Source organism: Chelativorans alearensis, assembly GCF_010993735.1.
GTDB classification, from domain to species: Bacteria; Pseudomonadota; Alphaproteobacteria; order Rhizobiales; family Rhizobiaceae; genus Chelativorans; species Chelativorans alearense.
Map to the genome: position 1 here is coordinate 375,197 of NZ_WQNI01000005.1, position 18,064 is coordinate 393,260.

The 18,064-nt window shown below is 64.3% G+C and carries 17 protein-coding genes; 9 read left to right on the forward strand and 8 right to left on the reverse strand.

All coding sequences use genetic code 11. The annotated features are described in order from the left end of the window. Positions 1 to 72 precede the first annotated feature (72 nt). From GPJ75_RS10105 to GPJ75_RS10115, 3 genes are all read left to right on the forward strand, one after another. Complete coding sequence (locus GPJ75_RS10105) at positions 73 to 1,017, forward strand: DMT family transporter (RefSeq protein ID WP_246249007.1); 945 nt, start codon at positions 73 to 75, stop codon at positions 1,015 to 1,017. A 32-nt stretch (positions 1,018 to 1,049) separates the two neighbouring features. Beyond that, positions 1,050 to 1,688, forward strand: coding sequence for an NAD(P)-dependent oxidoreductase (locus tag GPJ75_RS10110; protein WP_163267638.1), 639 nt, complete (start codon positions 1,050 to 1,052; stop codon positions 1,686 to 1,688). Positions 1,689 to 1,851: 163 nt separating this feature from the next. Further along, positions 1,852 to 2,928: an NAD(P)H-dependent flavin oxidoreductase gene (locus tag GPJ75_RS10115; RefSeq protein ID WP_163267640.1), complete on the forward strand. Its 1,077-nt coding sequence runs from the start codon at positions 1,852 to 1,854 to the stop codon at positions 2,926 to 2,928. Positions 2,929 to 2,955: 27 nt separating this feature from the next. On the opposite strand, the gene GPJ75_RS10120 is transcribed toward GPJ75_RS10115, so the two are convergent. Further along, a complete protein-coding gene (locus tag GPJ75_RS10120) occupies positions 2,956 to 4,035 on the reverse strand; it encodes an ornithine cyclodeaminase (RefSeq protein WP_163267642.1) in 1,080 nt (359 codons plus the stop codon). A 5-nt stretch (positions 4,036 to 4,040) separates the two neighbouring features. Further along, a complete protein-coding gene (gene rocF, locus GPJ75_RS10125; RefSeq protein WP_163267644.1) occupies positions 4,041 to 4,961 on the reverse strand; it encodes an arginase in 921 nt (306 codons plus the stop codon). A 131-nt stretch (positions 4,962 to 5,092) separates the two neighbouring features. On the opposite strand from rocF, the gene GPJ75_RS10130 reads away from it, so the two are divergent. After that, positions 5,093 to 5,530 (forward strand): Lrp/AsnC family transcriptional regulator, encoded by a 438-nt coding sequence (locus tag GPJ75_RS10130; protein WP_163267646.1) that lies wholly within the window; start codon positions 5,093 to 5,095, stop codon positions 5,528 to 5,530. A gap of 29 nt (positions 5,531 to 5,559) precedes the next feature. Beyond that, positions 5,560 to 7,302 carry a M14 family metallopeptidase gene (locus GPJ75_RS10135; RefSeq protein ID WP_425483138.1) on the forward strand — a complete coding sequence of 581 codons (1,743 nt, stop codon included), beginning with the start codon at positions 5,560 to 5,562 and terminating at the stop codon, positions 7,300 to 7,302. Between the two features lie 21 nt (positions 7,303 to 7,323). On the opposite strand, the gene xylB is transcribed toward GPJ75_RS10135, so the two are convergent. The 6 genes from xylB to GPJ75_RS10165 form a co-directional block, all read right to left on the reverse strand. Continuing rightward, entirely contained in the window at positions 7,324 to 8,805 is a 1,482-nt protein-coding gene (gene xylB / locus GPJ75_RS10140) for a xylulokinase (RefSeq protein WP_163267648.1), read from the reverse strand. Positions 8,806 to 8,812: 7 nt separating this feature from the next. Continuing rightward, the gene (locus GPJ75_RS10145; RefSeq protein WP_163267650.1) at positions 8,813 to 9,802 is read right to left on the reverse strand and encodes a sugar-binding transcriptional regulator; all 990 of its coding nucleotides are present in this window, start codon (positions 9,800 to 9,802) and stop codon (positions 8,813 to 8,815) included. After that, positions 9,799 to 10,599: an HAD-IIB family hydrolase gene (locus GPJ75_RS10150; protein WP_343036179.1), complete on the reverse strand. Its 801-nt coding sequence runs from the start codon at positions 10,597 to 10,599 to the stop codon at positions 9,799 to 9,801. The genes GPJ75_RS10145 and GPJ75_RS10150 overlap by 4 nt, the downstream gene beginning before the upstream one ends. Further along, positions 10,596 to 11,426, reverse strand: a complete 831-nt coding sequence (locus GPJ75_RS10155) for a carbohydrate ABC transporter permease (RefSeq protein ID WP_163267652.1) — start codon at positions 11,424 to 11,426, stop codon at positions 10,596 to 10,598. The genes GPJ75_RS10150 and GPJ75_RS10155 overlap by 4 nt, the downstream gene beginning before the upstream one ends. Positions 11,427 to 11,429: 3 nt before the next feature. Next, positions 11,430 to 12,356 (reverse strand): carbohydrate ABC transporter permease, encoded by a 927-nt coding sequence (locus GPJ75_RS10160; protein ID WP_163267654.1) that lies wholly within the window; start codon positions 12,354 to 12,356, stop codon positions 11,430 to 11,432. A 245-nt stretch (positions 12,357 to 12,601) separates the two neighbouring features. Further along, the gene (locus tag GPJ75_RS10165; RefSeq protein ID WP_163267656.1) at positions 12,602 to 13,945 is read right to left on the reverse strand and encodes an ABC transporter substrate-binding protein; all 1,344 of its coding nucleotides are present in this window, start codon (positions 13,943 to 13,945) and stop codon (positions 12,602 to 12,604) included. A gap of 157 nt (positions 13,946 to 14,102) precedes the next feature. On the opposite strand from GPJ75_RS10165, the gene GPJ75_RS10170 reads away from it, so the two are divergent. The 4 genes from GPJ75_RS10170 to GPJ75_RS10185 are packed head-to-tail and all read left to right on the forward strand — an operon-like array spanning position 14,103 to position 18,056. Next, a complete protein-coding gene (locus GPJ75_RS10170; RefSeq protein ID WP_163267658.1) occupies positions 14,103 to 15,230 on the forward strand; it encodes an ABC transporter ATP-binding protein in 1,128 nt (375 codons plus the stop codon). Between the two features lies 1 nt (position 15,231). After that, complete coding sequence (locus GPJ75_RS10175) at positions 15,232 to 16,647, forward strand: sn-glycerol-1-phosphate dehydrogenase (protein WP_163267660.1); 1,416 nt, start codon at positions 15,232 to 15,234, stop codon at positions 16,645 to 16,647. Positions 16,648 to 16,681: 34 nt separating this feature from the next. Continuing rightward, the gene (locus tag GPJ75_RS10180; protein ID WP_425483139.1) at positions 16,682 to 17,236 is read left to right on the forward strand and encodes an SIS domain-containing protein; all 555 of its coding nucleotides are present in this window, start codon (positions 16,682 to 16,684) and stop codon (positions 17,234 to 17,236) included. Positions 17,237 to 17,285: 49 nt separating this feature from the next. Next, positions 17,286 to 18,056 carry an SDR family NAD(P)-dependent oxidoreductase gene (locus GPJ75_RS10185; protein WP_163267662.1) on the forward strand — a complete coding sequence of 257 codons (771 nt, stop codon included), beginning with the start codon at positions 17,286 to 17,288 and terminating at the stop codon, positions 18,054 to 18,056. Positions 18,057 to 18,064 lie beyond the last annotated feature (8 nt).

The following is an 18,064-nucleotide window of genomic DNA, read 5'->3' on the forward strand; positions in this document are numbered from 1 at the left end:
ATCTATTAGCTTTGGCCCTGCGCGGATGGGTGTTCTTCCGCTCTTTCGGTGCGGAAGCCAAGGAGGTGTGCCATGACGATGTCCGGGATAACGCAAGGCGCGCGCGGCACGCACGCCGGTATGCTCCTGTGGGCGCTGATCGTGGGGCTGTCGTTCCCGGCTGTCGGGCTGATGAGCGAGGGCCTGCCGCCGCTGCTTCTGACGGCGATCCGCTTTGCCATCGCCGCCCTCGCCATTGGCGTACTCGTCTGGCGGACACCTGATCGCTGGCCAAGCCTTCCGGGGCTCCTGCTCTATGCCGTCATGGGACTGTGCCTTGCCGGCTTCTTCGGCGCCATGTTCTGGGCCGCGCATCGCGCCACCGCATTGTCGATGGCAACCCTCTATGTCAGTGTCCCGTTGCTCGCCTATTGCCTCGGCCGCGGGCTTGGCGTGGAAAACCCGGCGGGGCGCCTGCTTGCCATCCTGGCCCTCGGCGCGATCGGCGCACTGGGGCTCGCCCTTGCGGAAAGCGGCGCCACGCTCGACGGGCTGCAGTTCGGTATCGCCGAAGCGGCATTCTTTCTCGGCTGCGTGGCTTCCGCGCTGTACCCGGTCTTGACCAAGTGGGGACTGGCGCACGGCTGGCTTTCGGATCGAGCGGCGCTGCGTACCTTCTGGAGCCTGGTTGCCGGCGGCGTGCTGATCGGCCTTCTGGGGCTGGCCATGGAGACGCCGCGGGCGCTCGCCGCCATGACGCTTTTCGATTTCCTGCTGGTGGCCTATCTGGGCGTGTTCTCAAGTGGCGTCACCTTCTGGCTGATGCAGCGGGCAACCGCCGTGCTAACCCCGGGCGCGGTCACGGCCTACACCTATCTCGTTCCGTTCGTTTCCATGCTGCTCCTCTTTGCCGGTGAGCCCGGGCGCATAGGCTGGCAGTGGCTGCCGGGCGCCGTGATGGTGGTGCTGGCAATCGCGCTCCTGTTGCGCCGCGCACCTTCCACGCCGTCCCGATGGCGCGCGGCACCTTCTTCCTGAACAATCCAACCGATCTAAGAGGACTAGGGCCGATGCGCATCACCGTCTTCGGAGCCACAGGTAGTGTCGGGCGTCACGTCGTGACCGAGGCGCTCGAACGCGGCCACCACGTCACCGCCGTCGCGCGCGATACGGCCCGGTTTGCAGAGCTGCCCGCCGCGGCCACCGCACGCACGGGCAATGCCGCGAACGCCGACGATGTTGCCGCGCTGAGCGCCGGCCAGGATCTGGTGATCAGCGCCACCCGCCCAGCGCCCGGCAGCGAACGCGATCTCGTGACCACGGCCGAGGCGCTCCTGGACGGGCTCGCCCGCACCGGCGTGCGGCTGCTGCTTGTCGGCGGTGCCGGCAGCCTGATCGTGCCCGATACGGGCTGCCACCTCGTGGACGATCCGCGCTACATGCCTGCCGCTTACCGGGACATCGCGCTTGCCTGCGGCGATCAACTTGAAGTCTGCCGCACTGACACGGCGGTGGACTGGACCTATCTGAGCCCGCCAGCCCAGCTGGAGCCGGGGGAGCGCACGGGACGCTTTCGGCTGGGCGGCGACGAACTGCTTGTCGACGCAGCCGGCGATTCGAGAGTTTCCGTGGCGGACCTGGCGGTAGCGCTCCTCAACGAAGCCGAGCGGCCAAGGCACCACCGGACCAGATTCACTGTCGCCTACTGAGCGTTTGCCGGACAGCGCGTGCACGAGTGGATGCTTGCTCTCGGATCGCTCCGCCCACCGCAAGAGAGAGCGTTGCGGGCGCAATAGCGAAAGAGGAACAACCTTGACGCCTCCTATTGCCGTGCGATCCTTTGCGGGAACGCTCAGCCCGGGGAGAAAGCGCATGTGGCCCGACTCGCGAATCCTTGACCTTCTATCGATAAGGCTGCCCATCATTCAGGCGCCGATGGCGGGTTCGTCAGGTGCCGATCTCGCTATCGCCGTTTGCGAGGCGGGCGGGCTGGGATCGCTGCCCTGCGCGATGCTGAGTGTGGACCAGATCCGCGCTGAGCTGGGGATTATACGCCAGAACACGCGTGGGCCGATCAATCTGAACTTCTTCTGCCACACACCGCCTGCCATCGACGCTGAACGCGAGGCGGCGTGGCGGCGGCGTCTGGCGCCATACTATCGCGAGTTCGGCCTCGACCCCGACGCAGCGCCTGCCGGGTCAGGGCGCACGCCCTTCGACGAGGCTGCCTGTCAAATAGTGGAGGAGTTCAGACCGGAGGTCGTGAGCTTCCATTTCGGATTGCCGGAAGGGACCCTCCTCGGCCGTGTGAAATCGAGCGGAGCGACCGTCATCGCCTCAGCGACCACCGTCGAAGAGGCCCAATGGCTGGAAGCGCACGGCTGCGACGCGATCATCGCGCAGGGTGCCGAAGCCGGCGGCCACCGCGGCGTGTTTCTCGGGTCAAGCATCGCGTGCCAACCGGGAACCTTCGCCCTTGTGCCGCAGGTGGTCGATGCCGTTTCCGTTCCCGTCGTCGCTGCCGGCGGCATCGCCGACGGGCGCGGGATCGCCGCCGCTTTCGCGCTAGGCGCAGCCGCCGTGCAGATCGGCACGGCCTATCTGCGCTGCCCGGAAGCTCTTACCGGCGAGGGCCTTCGCGCCGCGCTCGCGACCGCCCGCGACGACCACACCGCGCTGACGAACGTGTTTACCGGACGCCCCGCTCGCGGGATCATGAACCGCCTCATGCGCGAGATCGGCCCCATGTGTGCGGAAGCACCGGCTTTCCCCATGGCCACCGCAGCGGTGATGCCCTTGCGAAAAGAAGCGGAGGCCGCGGGATCAGCGGACTTCTCCCCGCTGTGGGCCGGACAGGCCGCAGCCCTGGCGAAGCCGTTGCCGGCCGGTGCGCTGACGCAGAAGCTTGCGGAGGAGGCACTGGACGTGTTTCGGCGTATCCAAGGTTGATCCTCCGCCGCAAACCGCCCGAAGCTCCTACTGGACCAGCCCCCTCTCCTTCTCCGCCAAGAGGGACGAGCCTGGGAAGCGCAGAAGCATGCCGAAGAGGTCGCGTGGCTCGTCGGGATCGGCCAGGAGGTCAAGATCGGTGTAGAGACCCGTCTGCTCGATCTTGTCGCGCACGTAGCGTAGCGCGGAAAAATCCTCTGTGGCGAAACCGACCGAATCGAACAAGGTGATTTGCCGTGCCTCGCGCCGGCCCACAGCCTTGCCGGCGATCAGGCGCCACAACTCCTCCACCGGATGATCCTTGTCGAGCTGCTGTATCTCGCCCTCGATGCGCGTTTGCGGCGGGTATTCGACGAAGATGTCGGAGCGCAGAAGGATGTCGCGGTGCAACTCCGTCTTGCCCGGACAGTCGCCTCCCACGGCGTTGATGTGGACGCCGGCGCCCACCATGTTGTCGGTCAGGATCGTCGCGTACTGCTTGTCGGCCGTGGCAGTCGTGATGATCTGTGCCCCCTCCACCGCGTCCTCGCCGCTGGCGCAGGCCGTCATCTCGAAACCCAGGCCGGCCAGATTGCGCCGGCATTTTTCGGTCGCCCCGCGGTCGATGTCGTAGAGGCGCAGTTTCCGGATCCCGAGAAGCGCCTTGAAGGCCATGGCCTGGAACTCGGCCTGCGCGCCATTGCCGATCAGCGCCATGCAATCCGCCCCCTTCGGCGCCAGAAATTTCGCTGCCAGCGCCGAGGTCGCCGCCGTGCGCAGCGCCGTCAGGATTGTCATTTCCGAGATCAGCAGCGGATAGCCGTTGCCGACATCGGCGAACACGCCGAAGGCTGTCACCGTCTGCCGCCCCTCGCGGGTGTTCTTCGGATGACCGTTGACGTATTTGAAGCCGTAGTGCCTGCCGTCGCTCGTCGGCATCAATTCGATGACGCCTTCGCGGCTGTGCGAGGCGACGCGCGGCGTCTTGTCGAATTTCTCCCAGCGGCGGAAGTCCTCCTCGATGTAGGCGGTAAGCTCACCCATAAAGCGCTCGACGCCAATCTCGAGAACGAGCTGCATCATGTGATGCACGCTGACGAAGGGAACGAGGTTGAGATGGTCGGCCATGGGGATCAGTGGCTCCTTGTGGGGCGATCCATGATGCGGCGACCCATCAGGCTTGCCGTGAGGTCGACGAGAAGGGTGGCGGTGCGCCCTCTTTCATCGAGGAATGGGTTTAATTCGACGAGGTCGAGACTGGTGACGAGGCCGCTGTCGTGCAGCATCTCCATAGCCAGATGCGCCTCGCGGAAGGTGGCGCCGCCGGGGACCGTGGTGCCCACCGCCGGCGCGATGGAGGGGTCGAGGAAGTCGACGTCGAGGCTGACATGCAGCAGGCCGTTCGCCGCCGCCACCCGCTCCAGGAAAGCGCGCAGCAAAGGCGCCACGCCGTGTTCGTCGATGGCGCGCATGTCGTGCACGGTGACACCGGCGGCGGCAAGCGCCTGGCGCTCGGCAGGGTCGACGCTGCGTAGGCCGAAGGTGCAGACATGGCGCGGATCGACGGGTGCGGGTAGCTCCGGGAAATAGCCCTCGAACCCCTTTCGGCCGCAGGCATAGGCGAGCGACACGCCGTGCAGATTGCCGCTTGCCGTGGTCTCGAGCGTGTGGAAGTCGGGATGGGCGTCGAGCCACAGGACGAAGAGCGGCCGCCCGATCTCGGTCGCGCGCCGCGCGAGACCGGAGACGGATCCCGCGGAAATGCTGTGGTCGCCGCCCAGAAAGATGGGCGTCCCCTCGCCGCTCGCCGCGTAGGTCGCCTCGGCGATGGCGGTTGTCCATGCGGCGATCTCCGGTAGCGCACGAAGTGCGGTATTGCCGTGGGTAAGCGGTCGCCGCGGCGCCGGCGAGACGGTGCCGAGATCGCTCACTTCGTGTCCGAGATCGGTCAGCGCCGCGACAAGGCCCGCCGTGCGAAGCGCGCTTGGCCCCATCTCGCAGCCCATGCGGCCAGCCCCGTCTTGAACGGGTATGCCGAGAATCTTGCAGTGCACCGCCCAACTCCACCAATGTTGCGAACACCCCTATTCGACCTCGGTTACCCGACAGATTGAACAAGCCAATTTGACAGATATGTCGAAACTATTTATCAATATGGCAATAATCGCTTCCATATTGGCCGATAATGGATCAGCTCGACGAACGTCTCATCACGCTTCTTCGCCACGACGCGCGGCGCGGCATCTCCGACCTGGCGCTCGATCTCGGCGTATCGCGCGCTACGGTGCGAGCGCGCATGGCGCGCCTCGAACAGTCAGGCGCCATCCTCGGCTACACCGTCGTCCTGCGTGCGGATGCCGTCGATTCTCCCGTGCGCGGCATCATGATGGTGGAGATCGAGGGACGCATGGCGGACCGGGTCGTCCACGCGCTCAGCGGACTTGCGGAGGTCTCGGCGATCCACACGACCAATGGACGTTGGGACATCATCGTCGAACTCGGCACGGCGGCGCTCGCCGATTTGGACGCCGTTCTGCGGCGCATCCGCCTCATTCCAGGTATCATGGCCAGCGAGACCAGCCTGCTCCTGGCCACACCCCACAGCACGAAGGCGCGGCTCTGATATTGGCGTTGCGAGCGATCGACCTGCCGATGATCCTGGACGAAACAATTCCGCGAACGCTGGAGACCCTCGTCTCCGAACTGACGCTGCCTGCCTATCGCGGGGCGCGGGTCGAAGCATGGTTGTTCGAGGATGAAGCCGCGCGGCGGGCGGCTGAAAGCCGTCTCGCAGCCGCCGGCGTGGAAGCCCGCTTGCGCAGCGCCTACAAACCGCTTCTGCATTTCTTTCTGGAGGAGGTCGACCTTGCCACCTTGGCGAGCGTGACGATCCGCTATCCCCTTTATCCGAACGCGCCGTGCCAGCGCTTCCTACTGGAAGCCTATCCCCTCGCCGCCCTCCTCAAAGAGGCGAAAACCACCTTCGAGGCCGGCGACCAGGAGGAGCTCGAGTATTTCCTCACGCTGGTCCGCAAAGATAGAACGATGGAGGAGCATCGCGTCTTCGCGCCGAACCGGCTTCACGTCGATCTGCTCGGACAAACCCTGCTTTCCCCGACGGGCTGGCTCAAGACCGCGGGGCACGCAGGCGGCGGCGACACGGACTGCCGTCTTGCGACCGATTACGAAAGCGCGTTTGAGCGTGTGATCGCCGCCGTCAGCACCCATTCCTGGCCGGCGGTCGAGCCATACTTCGAGGAGCTTCGCATCAGGATCGACCTACCCGGGCGAGACCGGCCGCTTGGCTACGGTGAGGAGACAGTAAGCCTTCACGAGGCGCTGCACGAGGATGTGTATTTTTCGCTTCTGGAGATTTTTCAGCATCGCGCCGGGCGCACGGCCGGAGACAGGACCTTTCAGCCTGGACAGATCGTTGCCGATGTCCGCGCGTATGGTGACACACTGCGGGTACGGGTAAGCGCAGAGCCTTTAACGACCGAGGAGACGGTTGTTCCCCGTCAGCCGTTCGCCACCGCGCCCACTCCGCTGGGTATCGCGCAGATTCAGCGTGAGCTTGCCGCGTTGGGCGGCACCAGCTTCGAGGCGCGCTCTCGTGCAGGACGGGCGGTTCAGGGGATCTATCGTCGGGGAACGGAAGCGGCTGTGCTGATTAGCGCCGGCCAGCATGGCAACGAAACATCGGGCGTGGTGGGTGCGCTGCGGGCAGCCGAAGCGCTTGCTGCACGTCTCGGCGCCCATTTCGCCGTCATCCCACTTGAGAATCCGGACGGCTATGCCCTTCATCTACGCCTAAGCGCGCATCAGCCGCGTCACATGCTCCATGCAGCCCGCTACACGGCCTTTGGGGACGATCTCGAATATCGGGTGAACGAGCCGTTGTACGAACTCAGCGCCCGGCACGAAGCCTTGAGGCTGACGGGTGCGAAGCTCCACGTCAACCTGCACGGCTATCCGTCGCATGAATGGACCCGTCCGCTTTCTGGCTACATCCCCCGGAACTTCGAGATGTGGACGATCCCCAGGGGCTTCTTTCTCATCATGCGCCATCACGCGGCCTGGCGCAAGCCAGCTTTAAGGCTCGTCGACGCCGTGACTGCAAGACTTGCGGCTCTTCCGGGGCTCATCGAGTATAACCGGCAACACCTCTCCGTGTTCGAAGTGCACACCGGCGAGACGGCGTTCACCATGATCAACGACTTTCCCTGCCTGATTAGCGAAGAAGATCGTTATGCCGTGCCGATGACGCTGATAACGGAGTTTCCCGACGAAACGATCTATGGAGAGGCGTTTGTCTTCGCCCATACAGCGCAGATGGAAGCTGCCCTCGCCGCTTATGGGGCCTACAATACGATTTCAGGGTCGGCCGCAGGTTGAGGCCGGCCTCGCATCGGGCGCTCAGGTGGCACGCTCCAGTGCAATATCTCTGATTTTTTCGTATTTTCCACCGCGATCGCTCAACAGGGCAGCGAGATCGGGTTCCGGCTCGATCAGGCGGTCGAGCTCGGGTTCGGCCGCCAGGAGGTCGAGCGGGTCGCCCCGAGAAGCGGCAGCCATTGCCAACTTTGCCGCGCCCATTGCCGCCGCATGCGCACGGCCCTTGGAGAGGACGAGCGGTATGCCGTACAAAGCGGCGATCATGCGTGGCCAGATTCGCGATTGCGATCCGCCGCCGACCACCTGCAACTGCGAGCAGGATATGCCGTGGTTGCGCTGGGTCTGGACCACTTCCGCGAAATGGAAGGCAACGCCCTCGAAGACCGCCCATGCCAGCATCTCCCGCGTTGTCGAGAGTGACAGCATGTCCGCCAGTCCGCGCAGGCGCGCATTCTTGTGCGGTGTGCGCACGCCGTCGAGGTAAGGCAGGATCACCGGCGCGCCGGCGATCTGCCGGGCGCCGTCCGGTGATGCAAGAAGCGCCTCGGCTTCAGCATCCAACTCCGCTTCGTTCGTCCCCATGATCGTCGCCATCCAGTTGACGGCGCTCGTCGCGCTCATGACGACGCCTTGCGAGGAAAACTGGCCGGGGGCGGCGTGCGGCGGGGTTTGCACGCCTTTCCCGGGGATTGGCCGGAACGTCGGCGTCGAGACGCACAGAACGCCCGAAGTTCCGATCGTCAGGACCCCGCGTCCGGGACGGGCCGCCCCGACGCCGATCTTGCAGGCCAGATTGTCGCCGGCGCCCCCGGCAACGACGACGGGTCCCCGGATGCCCCATCGCTCACGCAGGTCGCGCCGCAGCTGGCCCGCCGGCTCCCAGGCGTTGACGAGCCCCGGCAATTTTTCCATCGCGAAGCCGGCGGCCTCGGCGAGATCGCGCGCAAAGGCCATCTGGCGGTTGTCGAAGAGGAGCGTGCCGCTGGCGTCACTGGGCTCACTGGCGCGCTCTCCTGTCAGTTTCAGCCGCACATAGTCTTTCGGCAAAAGCAGGCAGTCCGTTCTTTCGATCGTCTCCGGCTCGTGCCGTGCCAGCCACATAAGCTTTGGCGCGCCGAAGCCGGGATCGGGATCGATGCAGGAGCGCTGCCCCATATCGGGCACGACCGCCTGTAAGCGGCGGGCCTCCTCCACCGCCCGTCCATCGTTCCAGAGGATGGCGCGCCGGATCGGCCGGTCGCCCTTATCGATAAGGACCGTTCCCAGCATCTGGCCCGACAGGCCGATGCCGCGCAGCGCCGACATTTCGACCGGCCGCGCCGCGGCCAATTCGTCGAACGCCGCGCAAAACGCTTCCCACCACTCGTCGGGGTGCTGTTCGGACCAGCCGTCGTTGAGGCGCGTGACGGTGAGGTTTCTCGTCGCTGTCTGCAGCACCTCGTGCTCGTCGCCGACCAGGATCGCCTTGACGCCGGAAGTTCCAATGTCGATGCCCGCAAACATGGCTCGACTAGCCTTCTGCCGGCTCAAGGCCCGCCAATACACCTTCCGCTGTCGCCTCATCGGTGACGAGACCCTCGAAGGCATCCGTGAGCAGAGCGGCGCGGATGATCGGGATCTTGCCGGGACCACCGGCGGCAAGGATCGCGTTGCCAATACGCCCGACATCCGCCAGCCCGATGCCGATGATGCGGTCGTTGATAGGGTGATCCACCAACTCACCCCGGGCATTGAGGAACTGCCCCTGAATGTCGCCGACCGCACCCGCCTCAATCAATTCCTCTATGCTGACATCGGAGGGGAGCGCATAGCGGATTAACAGCGAATCCCGCGACATGTCGCCCGTACCAAGGGCGCAGGCATCCACCGAGCGGATGCGCTCGAACACGTCGTCGAAAAACTCGGTGTCGATGATCGCGTCGCGCGCGGCCTTCGACGGCGCATAGATCGGCGCGGTGAAATAGGTGCGCTGCGCGTCGAACTGCGAGGCGAACGCCTTGACGATGTCGAAGGAGTTGACGTCGGAGCCTTGCGACAGGCCGCCGAGCAGCGAAACGAATTCAAGATCGGGCCGCGCTGCCGGGCGCAGAAAGCGCGATGCGTTGTAGATGGTCATGCCCCAGGACAGGCCAAAACGTTTCACTCTGGTGTCGGCCAGGAGCGGAGACAGCTCCATGGCGAGTGCGGCGCCGACATTCGTCTGTACCTTGGTCTTGTCCTTCGGGCTAGGCACGATCCGCACACGCTCCAGGCCGAAGCGCTCGCGCATCTGCGCCTCCAGCTCGACTGCGCGCAAGAAGGGTGACTCGATCGATATGCGCACGACCCCTTCCCTGCGCGCATCGCGCAGCGCCTGGTTGATGCGCAGCCTGTTGGTGGCCAGCCTGTCGGCCACCGCCTGCTGGTTGATGCCCTCCACGTAGTAGTGCCAGGCGACGCGGGCCAGGAAGTGCGCTTCCTCGTCGGGCGGGATGGCTTCTTCGACCATCAGATCCTTCATTTCCTGACCTCCAGCAGTGCCGCGGCAACCTCGCGAAACCCAGTAGCGTTCTTGCTGGCGGTAATCCAGCGAGGAGGGGTTTCCAACTGGAAGTCGCGCACGTTGGCGACGCCGATGCTGTTGCGGAAGAAGGCGAACATCGGCTGGTCATTGGGGCTGTCGCCGACGAAGACCACGCGTGCGTTCGTGTCTGGATCGTCGATAGAGACGCCGAAATTCTCCTTGAGGCAGATGCGCGCCATGGAGAGCTTGTCATAGGCTCCGAACCACCCGTTCACATGGATCGAAGACACCTTGGCGGTGGCGCCGCCCTCTTCGAAAAGCGCGACGATGCGTTCCACCGCCTTGTCATCGAGCGGAGCGACATCCTCGCGGAAGTCGATGGCGAGGTCGGCAACCCGATAATCCTGGTCCGAGGCGATCCCAGTTCCCTCCACTTCAGCAAGGATACGGTGCCGCAGCGTCTTCAGACGCTCCCTGTCCGCCTGCCGCTCCGCATCCGTCTTGGCAAAGCCGTTGCGCATCTCCCGGCTTTCACGGTCATAGGCGAACCAGAATGCGCCGTTCTCCCCCACAACGGCATCGACCGGCCACATGCGCGCGATGTGGTCGCACCAGCCGGCGGGCCGGCCTGTCACGGGGATAATCCTGAGCCCCGCCTCCGACAGCGCCTCCAGGGCCGCAAGGCTGCTGCTCGGCAGAAGACCGTCCGTGGTCATCGTGTCGTCGATGTCGGTCAGGACGAAGCGCAGCGCGGCGCGTTCGGCGGCCGGAAATTCGCGCAGCGGCCGCATCATTTCACGGCGCCCATCGTCAGCCCGCGCACGAGCTGTTTCGAGGCGATCAGCGCAAAGATGATGACCGGCACGACGATCAACGTCGACGTGGCCATGATCTTGCCGTAGGGCAGCGAGTAGCCCTCCATGAAGGAGACGGCCATGGCGGGCGCCGTCTTGGCCGCGCTGCGCGTCAGCACCAGCGCGTACATCAGCTCGTTCCACGAGAAGATGAAGGAGAAGATTGCCGACACGGCGATGCCCGGTGCGGCCAGCGGCAGGCACAGCGAGAAGAAGATGCGCCACTGCGAGGCGCCTTCGAGGATCGCCGCCTCGTCGATCTCGCGCGGGATGGAACGGAACTGATCGGTGCAGATCCATATAACGATCGGCAGATTGAACGTCAGATAGATGAGGATCAGCACGACGTGCGTGTCGAGCATATCGAAGCTGCGCACGATCAGGAAGAAGGGTAGCGCCAAAACGATAGGGCTGACCATGCGGTTGGTGATGAACCAGAACCACAATTCCTTCTTGCCGCGAAACTCGAACCGCGCCAGCGCATAGGCGGCGGGGGTGCCCAGAAGGATCGCCAGAAAGGTCGTAAGGACGGCGACGATGAGCGAGTTGACGAGGCTCCTGGCAACCGCATTGTCGAACAGAACATCGTAGTAGTTCGAGAAGGTGACATCGAAGATCCAGGCCGGCGGCGTCTGCAGCGCGACGATCTGCGTTTTCAGGCTCGTCAGCACCATCCAGTAGAACGGAAACAGGCAGAACAGGATAATTGCCGCCAGAAGGACCACCTGGGCGGCAAGGGATGGCGTGGTGGTCGTGTGTTCGCGCATCTCTCAGATCTCCCGGTAGAAAAAGTGGATGTAAAGCCGGCTGAGAACGATCGTGATGACGAGCAGGATCACCGCCTGGGCGGAGGCCAGCCCCTGATCGAAAGCGCGGAAGCCGATGCGCTGAATAAGCAGACTGATAAGCTCGGTGGAAGAGCCCGGCCCGCCGCGCGTCATGGTGAACACCATGTCGAACTGCTTGAGCGTGTCGGCGGTACGCAGGATGAGAACGGCGGTAAGGCCGGGAACGAGAAACGGCAGTTGCACGTACCGCAGTACCGTCCACCAGCTTTTCGTTTCCAACCGCGCGGCCTCCTCGATCTCTCCGGGCACGGTCGTCAATCCCGCCAGGAACACCAGCGCGCAAAACGGCGTCCATTGCCAGACGTCCCAGAAGACGATAGCCGCGAAAGCATTCGTCGGATCGCCGATCCAGTTGACCGGCGCGATACCGATGAAACCCAGGAGTTGGTTCACGACGCCGTATTTCAGATTGAACATGATCTGGCCGAGAAGGCCGACGACGGCGTATGTTGTCGCCATGGGAATGACCAGCGAGAGCCGCGCAATCGTCTTGAGAAACGTCAGCCCCGGACGGTGCAGGATGAGGGCGATGCCAAGCCCCGCCGCGATCTGCATGGGCAGTGCGATGAGGAGCAGCGTGAAGGTGCGCCCCATCGCGTCCCAGAACACCGAGTCGGTGAGAACAGTCGCATAATTTTCCAAGCCGACGAAAGGCGTGCGCTGCAGCCGCGTCAGATTGTAGTCCCGCATCGAGGTCCAGATCGCGAAGGCGAGCGGAGCTATGCCGATAGCAGCCAGCGTCACCACGGCGGGGCTGAGGAAGCCGAGAAAGGTGCCGAGAGACACGGTGCCGGCGTTCGAGCTCTCTTTCGGCGCCGGCCGTTCAAGATCTTGTGTTTTCTGCAGCATCGATATCCTGACCTCCCGCGCAGCGCCGGACACGGAGCCCGCCTTCAGACCCCGCATACCCGTTCGTCACCGGGGTGTGTTGACCCCGTCCTTCCCCCACGCCTGGTAGTGCCACGCATATTACCGGAAGATGCGGTGCGTTCCGACCGGCGATGCCGGCTTCCGGGAATGCTCAGCCGGCAAGGAGGAGAACCGGCTGAGCACCACGTCGCGGCACGGCGCCGCCGTGCCGAAGCGCTGTGGGCCTACTGCACCAACGGCTTTTCACCGTCATAGTAGCCCGCTTCTTCCAGGACCGCTTCCATCCGGTCGCCGATCTGCTTGGCACCTTCTTCCGTGGAGACCTCGCCGAGCATCATCTTGGTGCCCCACTCCTGCACGATCTCCGTGATCTCCGGCCATTCGGCAAAACGCGGGCGGAACTCCGGCACACCTTCCTGCCAGCTCTCCACCAATGCCGGCACGAAGTCGTATTTCTCCGCCACGCCTTCCATCTCGTAGACGGACTGACGCGCCGGCACGCCGCCGAGCTCCAGATACTTCGCCGCGTTCTCCTTCGAGGTGACCCACTGGATGAACAGCCAGGCAGCCGCCTGTTCGTTCTCATCGGCCTGCGAGGCGACGGCGAGCGAGAAACCGCCCAGCGCCGGCTTGCGGCCGGCCGGACCTTCCGGCTCGGGCGCGACTGCGAGGCAATCGCCGATGGTCGAGGTCGCGGGGTCCTTCAGCGTCGAATAGAAGGACGACCACTCGGTGATCATCGCCACATCGCCCTGCGCCAGGGCGTTGACCGCCTCGGCGTGGTCGTAGGCGACGATGCCTTCCGGCATGTACTGCATCAGGTCCTGCCGGAACTGGAGGCCGGCCTGGCTTTCCTCCGACATCAGGTTGGACCTGAATTCATCGTCAAGGAAGGAGCCGCCGAAGGGCCACAGCACTCGTGCGAAACTATCCGCCGACTGGGTCTCGTTGCGCTTCGACTGCAGCGCAAAGGCGTATTTGCCGTCCTTTGTCAGGGCCGGGCCGTATTCGTCCTTCAGTTCGCCCCAGGTCTCCGGCGGACCATCGAGACCGGCCTCCTCCAGCATGCACTGGTTGTAGAACAGAAGACCGGAATAGTTGTCGAAGGGCAGGCCGTACAGCGTACCGCCCCATGATCCGAAGGCATCCAGGACCAAGGGGAAGAAGTCTTCCAGATCGAGATCGGGGTCGGCGAGCGCCGGATCGTTGATGAACTTCTCGGCCGGCACGATCCACTCGTTCTCGGCGAAATTGCCTATCCACACCAGATCGACCAGCGCAATGTCGAAATCGCCGTTGGCAACGAAATCGCGCACCTGTTCGCCAAGCGCGTTCTCATAAGGCATGTCGGTAACGTTGACCTTGATGCCGGTCTTTTCCTCGAACTCCGGCAACATCTTCTTCGCCGCCTCATAACCCGGCCTGAGCAGGAAGACGACATCCACTGTCGTGCCCGCATAAGGCTGCGCGGCTTCCTCCAAGGACCAGGCGAAGGCGGTGACGGGCGAGAGCGCAAGCGCCAGGGCGGCACCTCCCGTCAGCCTCTTGATCGTTGACTTCATACTCATCTGTTTCCTCCCAGAAGCGTCATACCTATCGATCTTTACATTTACATTTTTTCATTTACATTTGTAAAAGTCAATCGCGGAAACGCCGTTGCGCCACCACGGCCGGGGAAAGCCGCAGTGGGCTGTTTCAGGCGCTCAAATGAGGGAGGAGGAGCGGGTGGCGTCCGTAAAGATGCGAAACATCAACAAGTACTACGGCGACTTCCATGCGCTGATCGGCATCGACTTGGACATTGCCGATGGCGAGTTCGTCGTCTTCGTCGGTCCATCCGGCTGCGGAAAGTCAACGCTCCTGAGAACGCTTGCCGGTTTGGAAGGCAGCTATACGGGCGTGATGGAAATCGGGGGACAGGACATCAGCAGCGCCGCGCCCTCGGACCGCGGTGTCGCCATGGTCTTTCAGTCCTACGCGCTCTATCCGCATATGAACGTGCATGACAACATGGACTTCGGCATGAAGGTCAACAACGTGCCCAAAGATGAGCGGGAAGAGCGCATCGCCAATGCCGCGCGCATCCTGCAACTCGAACCTTATCTCGACCGCAAGCCCGCGCATCTTTCCGGCGGCCAGCGCCAACGTGTGGCCATCGGCCGAGCCATCGTACGCCAGCCGAAGGTGTTCCTCTTCGACGAACCTCTGTCCAATCTCGATGCCAAGCTGCGCGTGCAGATGCGCATCGAGTTGGAGAGCCTGCACAAGCAGCTCGGCGCGACCATGATTTACGTCACGCACGACCAGGTGGAAGCCATGACCATGGCAGATAAGATCGTCGTCCTGAATGGCGGCCGCATCGAGCAGATCGGAACGCCGATGCAGCTCTATCACACACCGGCAACACGCTTCGTCGCCGATTTCATCGGTTCGCCATCCATGAACTTCCTGCCCGTTTTGCTGGGCGGTTCCGATAGCGGCGCTTCGGTCGGACGCTACGGCGAAACCGAGATCAGGCTTCCCGAGGGTGTGCGGGGCAGAGCTTCTGGAAATGTCACGCTCGGCGTCAGGCCCGAGCACCTGGATATCGCGCCCACCGAAGATGGGGGCCTTCGCACAAATGGCCGGGCACAGGTTTCGGCCGGTGCGTTGGGCGGCACGGTCGCCGTCAAGGAGACGCTCGGCGGCGAAACGATCCTCTATGTGGATACGCGCGAGGGCGACCGCGTGACCGTGAAGGTGGACGGTGATACGGCAATCGACAGGGGGACCCCGGTGACCGTGTCCATTCCCCTTGAACGCATTCATCTGTTCGACGCCGATGGCATCACACTGACCAACCGTGAAGGGTAAAATGAACGGAGAGAGTTCCCAGCGGATTGAGCGAAAGGCGCGCGCGGAAGACGTGCGCGACCGGCGCTACGCGATCCCTGCGGTCGAACAATCGAAGGCGATAGAAAGCGTGGTAGTGGGCCACGCGTGCCTGCAGGAGGCCGGGGCGGTATTTCGCCGACATTTCGGCGCAGCGCCGGCGTTGATCGTTGCCGATGAGAACACCTACGGGGCCGCCGGCGAGGCCGTGCGCGCCACCCTCGTTGAGGCGGGCATCAACGCCGAAGTGGAGATATTGCCCGCCAAGCCGCGCCTGGCACCTGATCGCCTGACCGCCGAGCACATCGCGGCACGGATCGGAGAAATGGGCGCGGCGAACGACGGCGTTCACCCGGTTCCCCTGGCGGTCGGTTCGGGCGTCATCAACGATCTGACGCGCTATGCGGCTTTCTCCGCCGGTACCCGCTTCATGAGCGTCCCGACGGCGGCATCGATGGATGGCTACACGAGCGCCGGCGCTCCCCTGTCGGACGAGGGCTTCAAGATCACGATCCAGTGCGCCCCGCCCCGTGTCATCCTGGCGGACCTCGATGTCGTCGCCGGCGCACCGGCCAGGATGAGCGGCTGGGGGTATGGCGACCTTGCCGGCAAGGTGCCGGCAGGGGGAGACTGGCTCGTCGCCGACGCGCTGGGGGTGGAAGCCCTCGATGACACGGCCTGGCCGATGGTGCAGAACGAATTGCGCGGCTGGCTCTCGGACCCCAATGGCGTGCGCCGTGGCGATGGCGCGGCCATCGCCGACCTTTTCATCGGACTGGCGGTCTCGGGCGTGGCCATGGAGGTCTACGGCTCTTCGCGCCCCGCATCCGGTGCGGAGCACCAGATCGCCCATATATGGGAGATGGAGGATCTGTCTCACGAGGGGGAAAAGGTCTCCCATGGCGCCTGCGTCGCAATCGGCAGCCTGTCGATGCTGAGCCTATACGATTGGCTGCTTGACCAGGACATTTCAGCCATAGACCCCGCGGCGGCCACCTCTCGCGCTCCGGATTGGTCCGCCGTTGAAGCGGCGATCGATGCGGCCTTCCCCAACGCCAACGTTGCCCGGCGTGCCAAGGAGGAAATGCGCGAGAAATGGGTCGAGCACGAAACCCTCACTGTCCGCCTGGCAAGGCTGAGGGACGGCTGGCCGGCGTTGCGCGATGTGCTGGCCTCCCATCTCATGCGCGAAATCGAGATGCGCGACCTCCTGGCGGCCGCCGGCGCGCCGGTCACCACGCGCGAGATCGGGCTTTCGCCGGAGCGGCATCGGGCGACCATGCGCAATGCCCGCTGGATTCGCAGGCGCTACACCCTGCTCGACCTGCTCGCCGATGCCGGGCTTCTTGAACCCGCTGTCGAAGCCTGTTTTCCTGACGGGGCTCCGCTCTATTCCTGACTTCCGCGATTAAGGGAGGTGCGTTTTGATCGATATCGCCGAGGTAGGGGCGAAAGCCACAAGTGAAATCGCGCGGTCGCTGGCGCAAATCGACGAAGACGCGGCGGCACGAGCCGTCGCCATGTGCGCCGATGCGCGGCGCATCGCACTCTACGGCGTCGGGCGCGAGGGGCTGATGATGAAGGGCTTCGCCATGCGGCTTTTCCATTTGGGCCTGGACGCGCACGTGGTGGGAGACATGACCACACCACCGCTGGGCGAAGGCGATCTCCTGATCGTCAGCGCCGGGCCCGGCTATTTCTCGACGGTCTCAGCGCTCGTGGCAACTGCGCGAGCGGCCGGCGCAAAGACCCTATGCATCACCGCGCAGGCTGACGGGGGCAGCGCCCGCGCCTGCGATGCGGTTCTGGTCCTGCCGGCGCAGACGATGGCCGACGACACGGGCCACGAGGCGACCTCGACCTTGCCCATGGGCAGCCTCTTCGAGGGTGTCGAGTATGTCGCCTTCGAGCTTCTGGTCCTGGCGCTCAAGGAGCGGCTGGGCGAAAGTGCCGAAACGATGCGGGCACGGCACACGAACCTTGAATGATACACCGCCAGCCTATCCTGGCTTCGCGCCGGAGGAGGTTCCTGCGCAGATGAACGAGTGGCGCAAACGTTTTTCCATCACCGGCAAGCACGCTCTTGTGACGGGCGCGAGCAAGGGTATCGGCGCGGAGATCGCGCGGGTCTTTCTCGATGCCGGCGCCGACATCGCAGCGGTCGGGCGCGACCCTTCCGGACTGGCTGCGCTTAAGGAAGAGGCCGCCTCCGCAGGCCGCGACCTCATCTGCATCGAAGCCGATCTTGCAGACGTCGAGGGACCCGTTTTGGCGGCGCAAGAGGCGCTGGCTCACTTCGGCACGATCGACATTCTGGTCAACTGTGCCGGCGTCGCGCATGTGGCTCCGATCTTCGATCTATCGGTCGAGGATTGGAACACGACGATGAATGTGAACCTGCGCGCGCCTTTCCTCATCGCACGCACTGTCGCGCCTGCCATGATTGCCCAGCGCCGGGGTAAGATCGTCAACATCTCCTCGCAGACCGGCGTCGTGGCGCTGGAGGACCATGCCGCCTACGCCAGCTCGAAGGCGGCACTCAACGCGCTGACAAAGTCCATGACCGCCGAATGGGCGCGCCACAACATCCAGATCAACGCCATATGCCCGACCGTGGTCATGACGCCCATGGGACGGCGCGTGTGGAGCCCGCCGGAAAAGAGCGGTCCCATGCTCGCCAAGACGCCGGCCGGAAGGTTCGGCGAGCCGGTCGAAGTCGCCGACTGTGCCCTCTATCTGTCCTCCCCCGCTTCCGACCTGATCAATGGTGCGCTGATCATGATCGAGGGAGGCTACACCTCCCTTTGAGCGGCGCG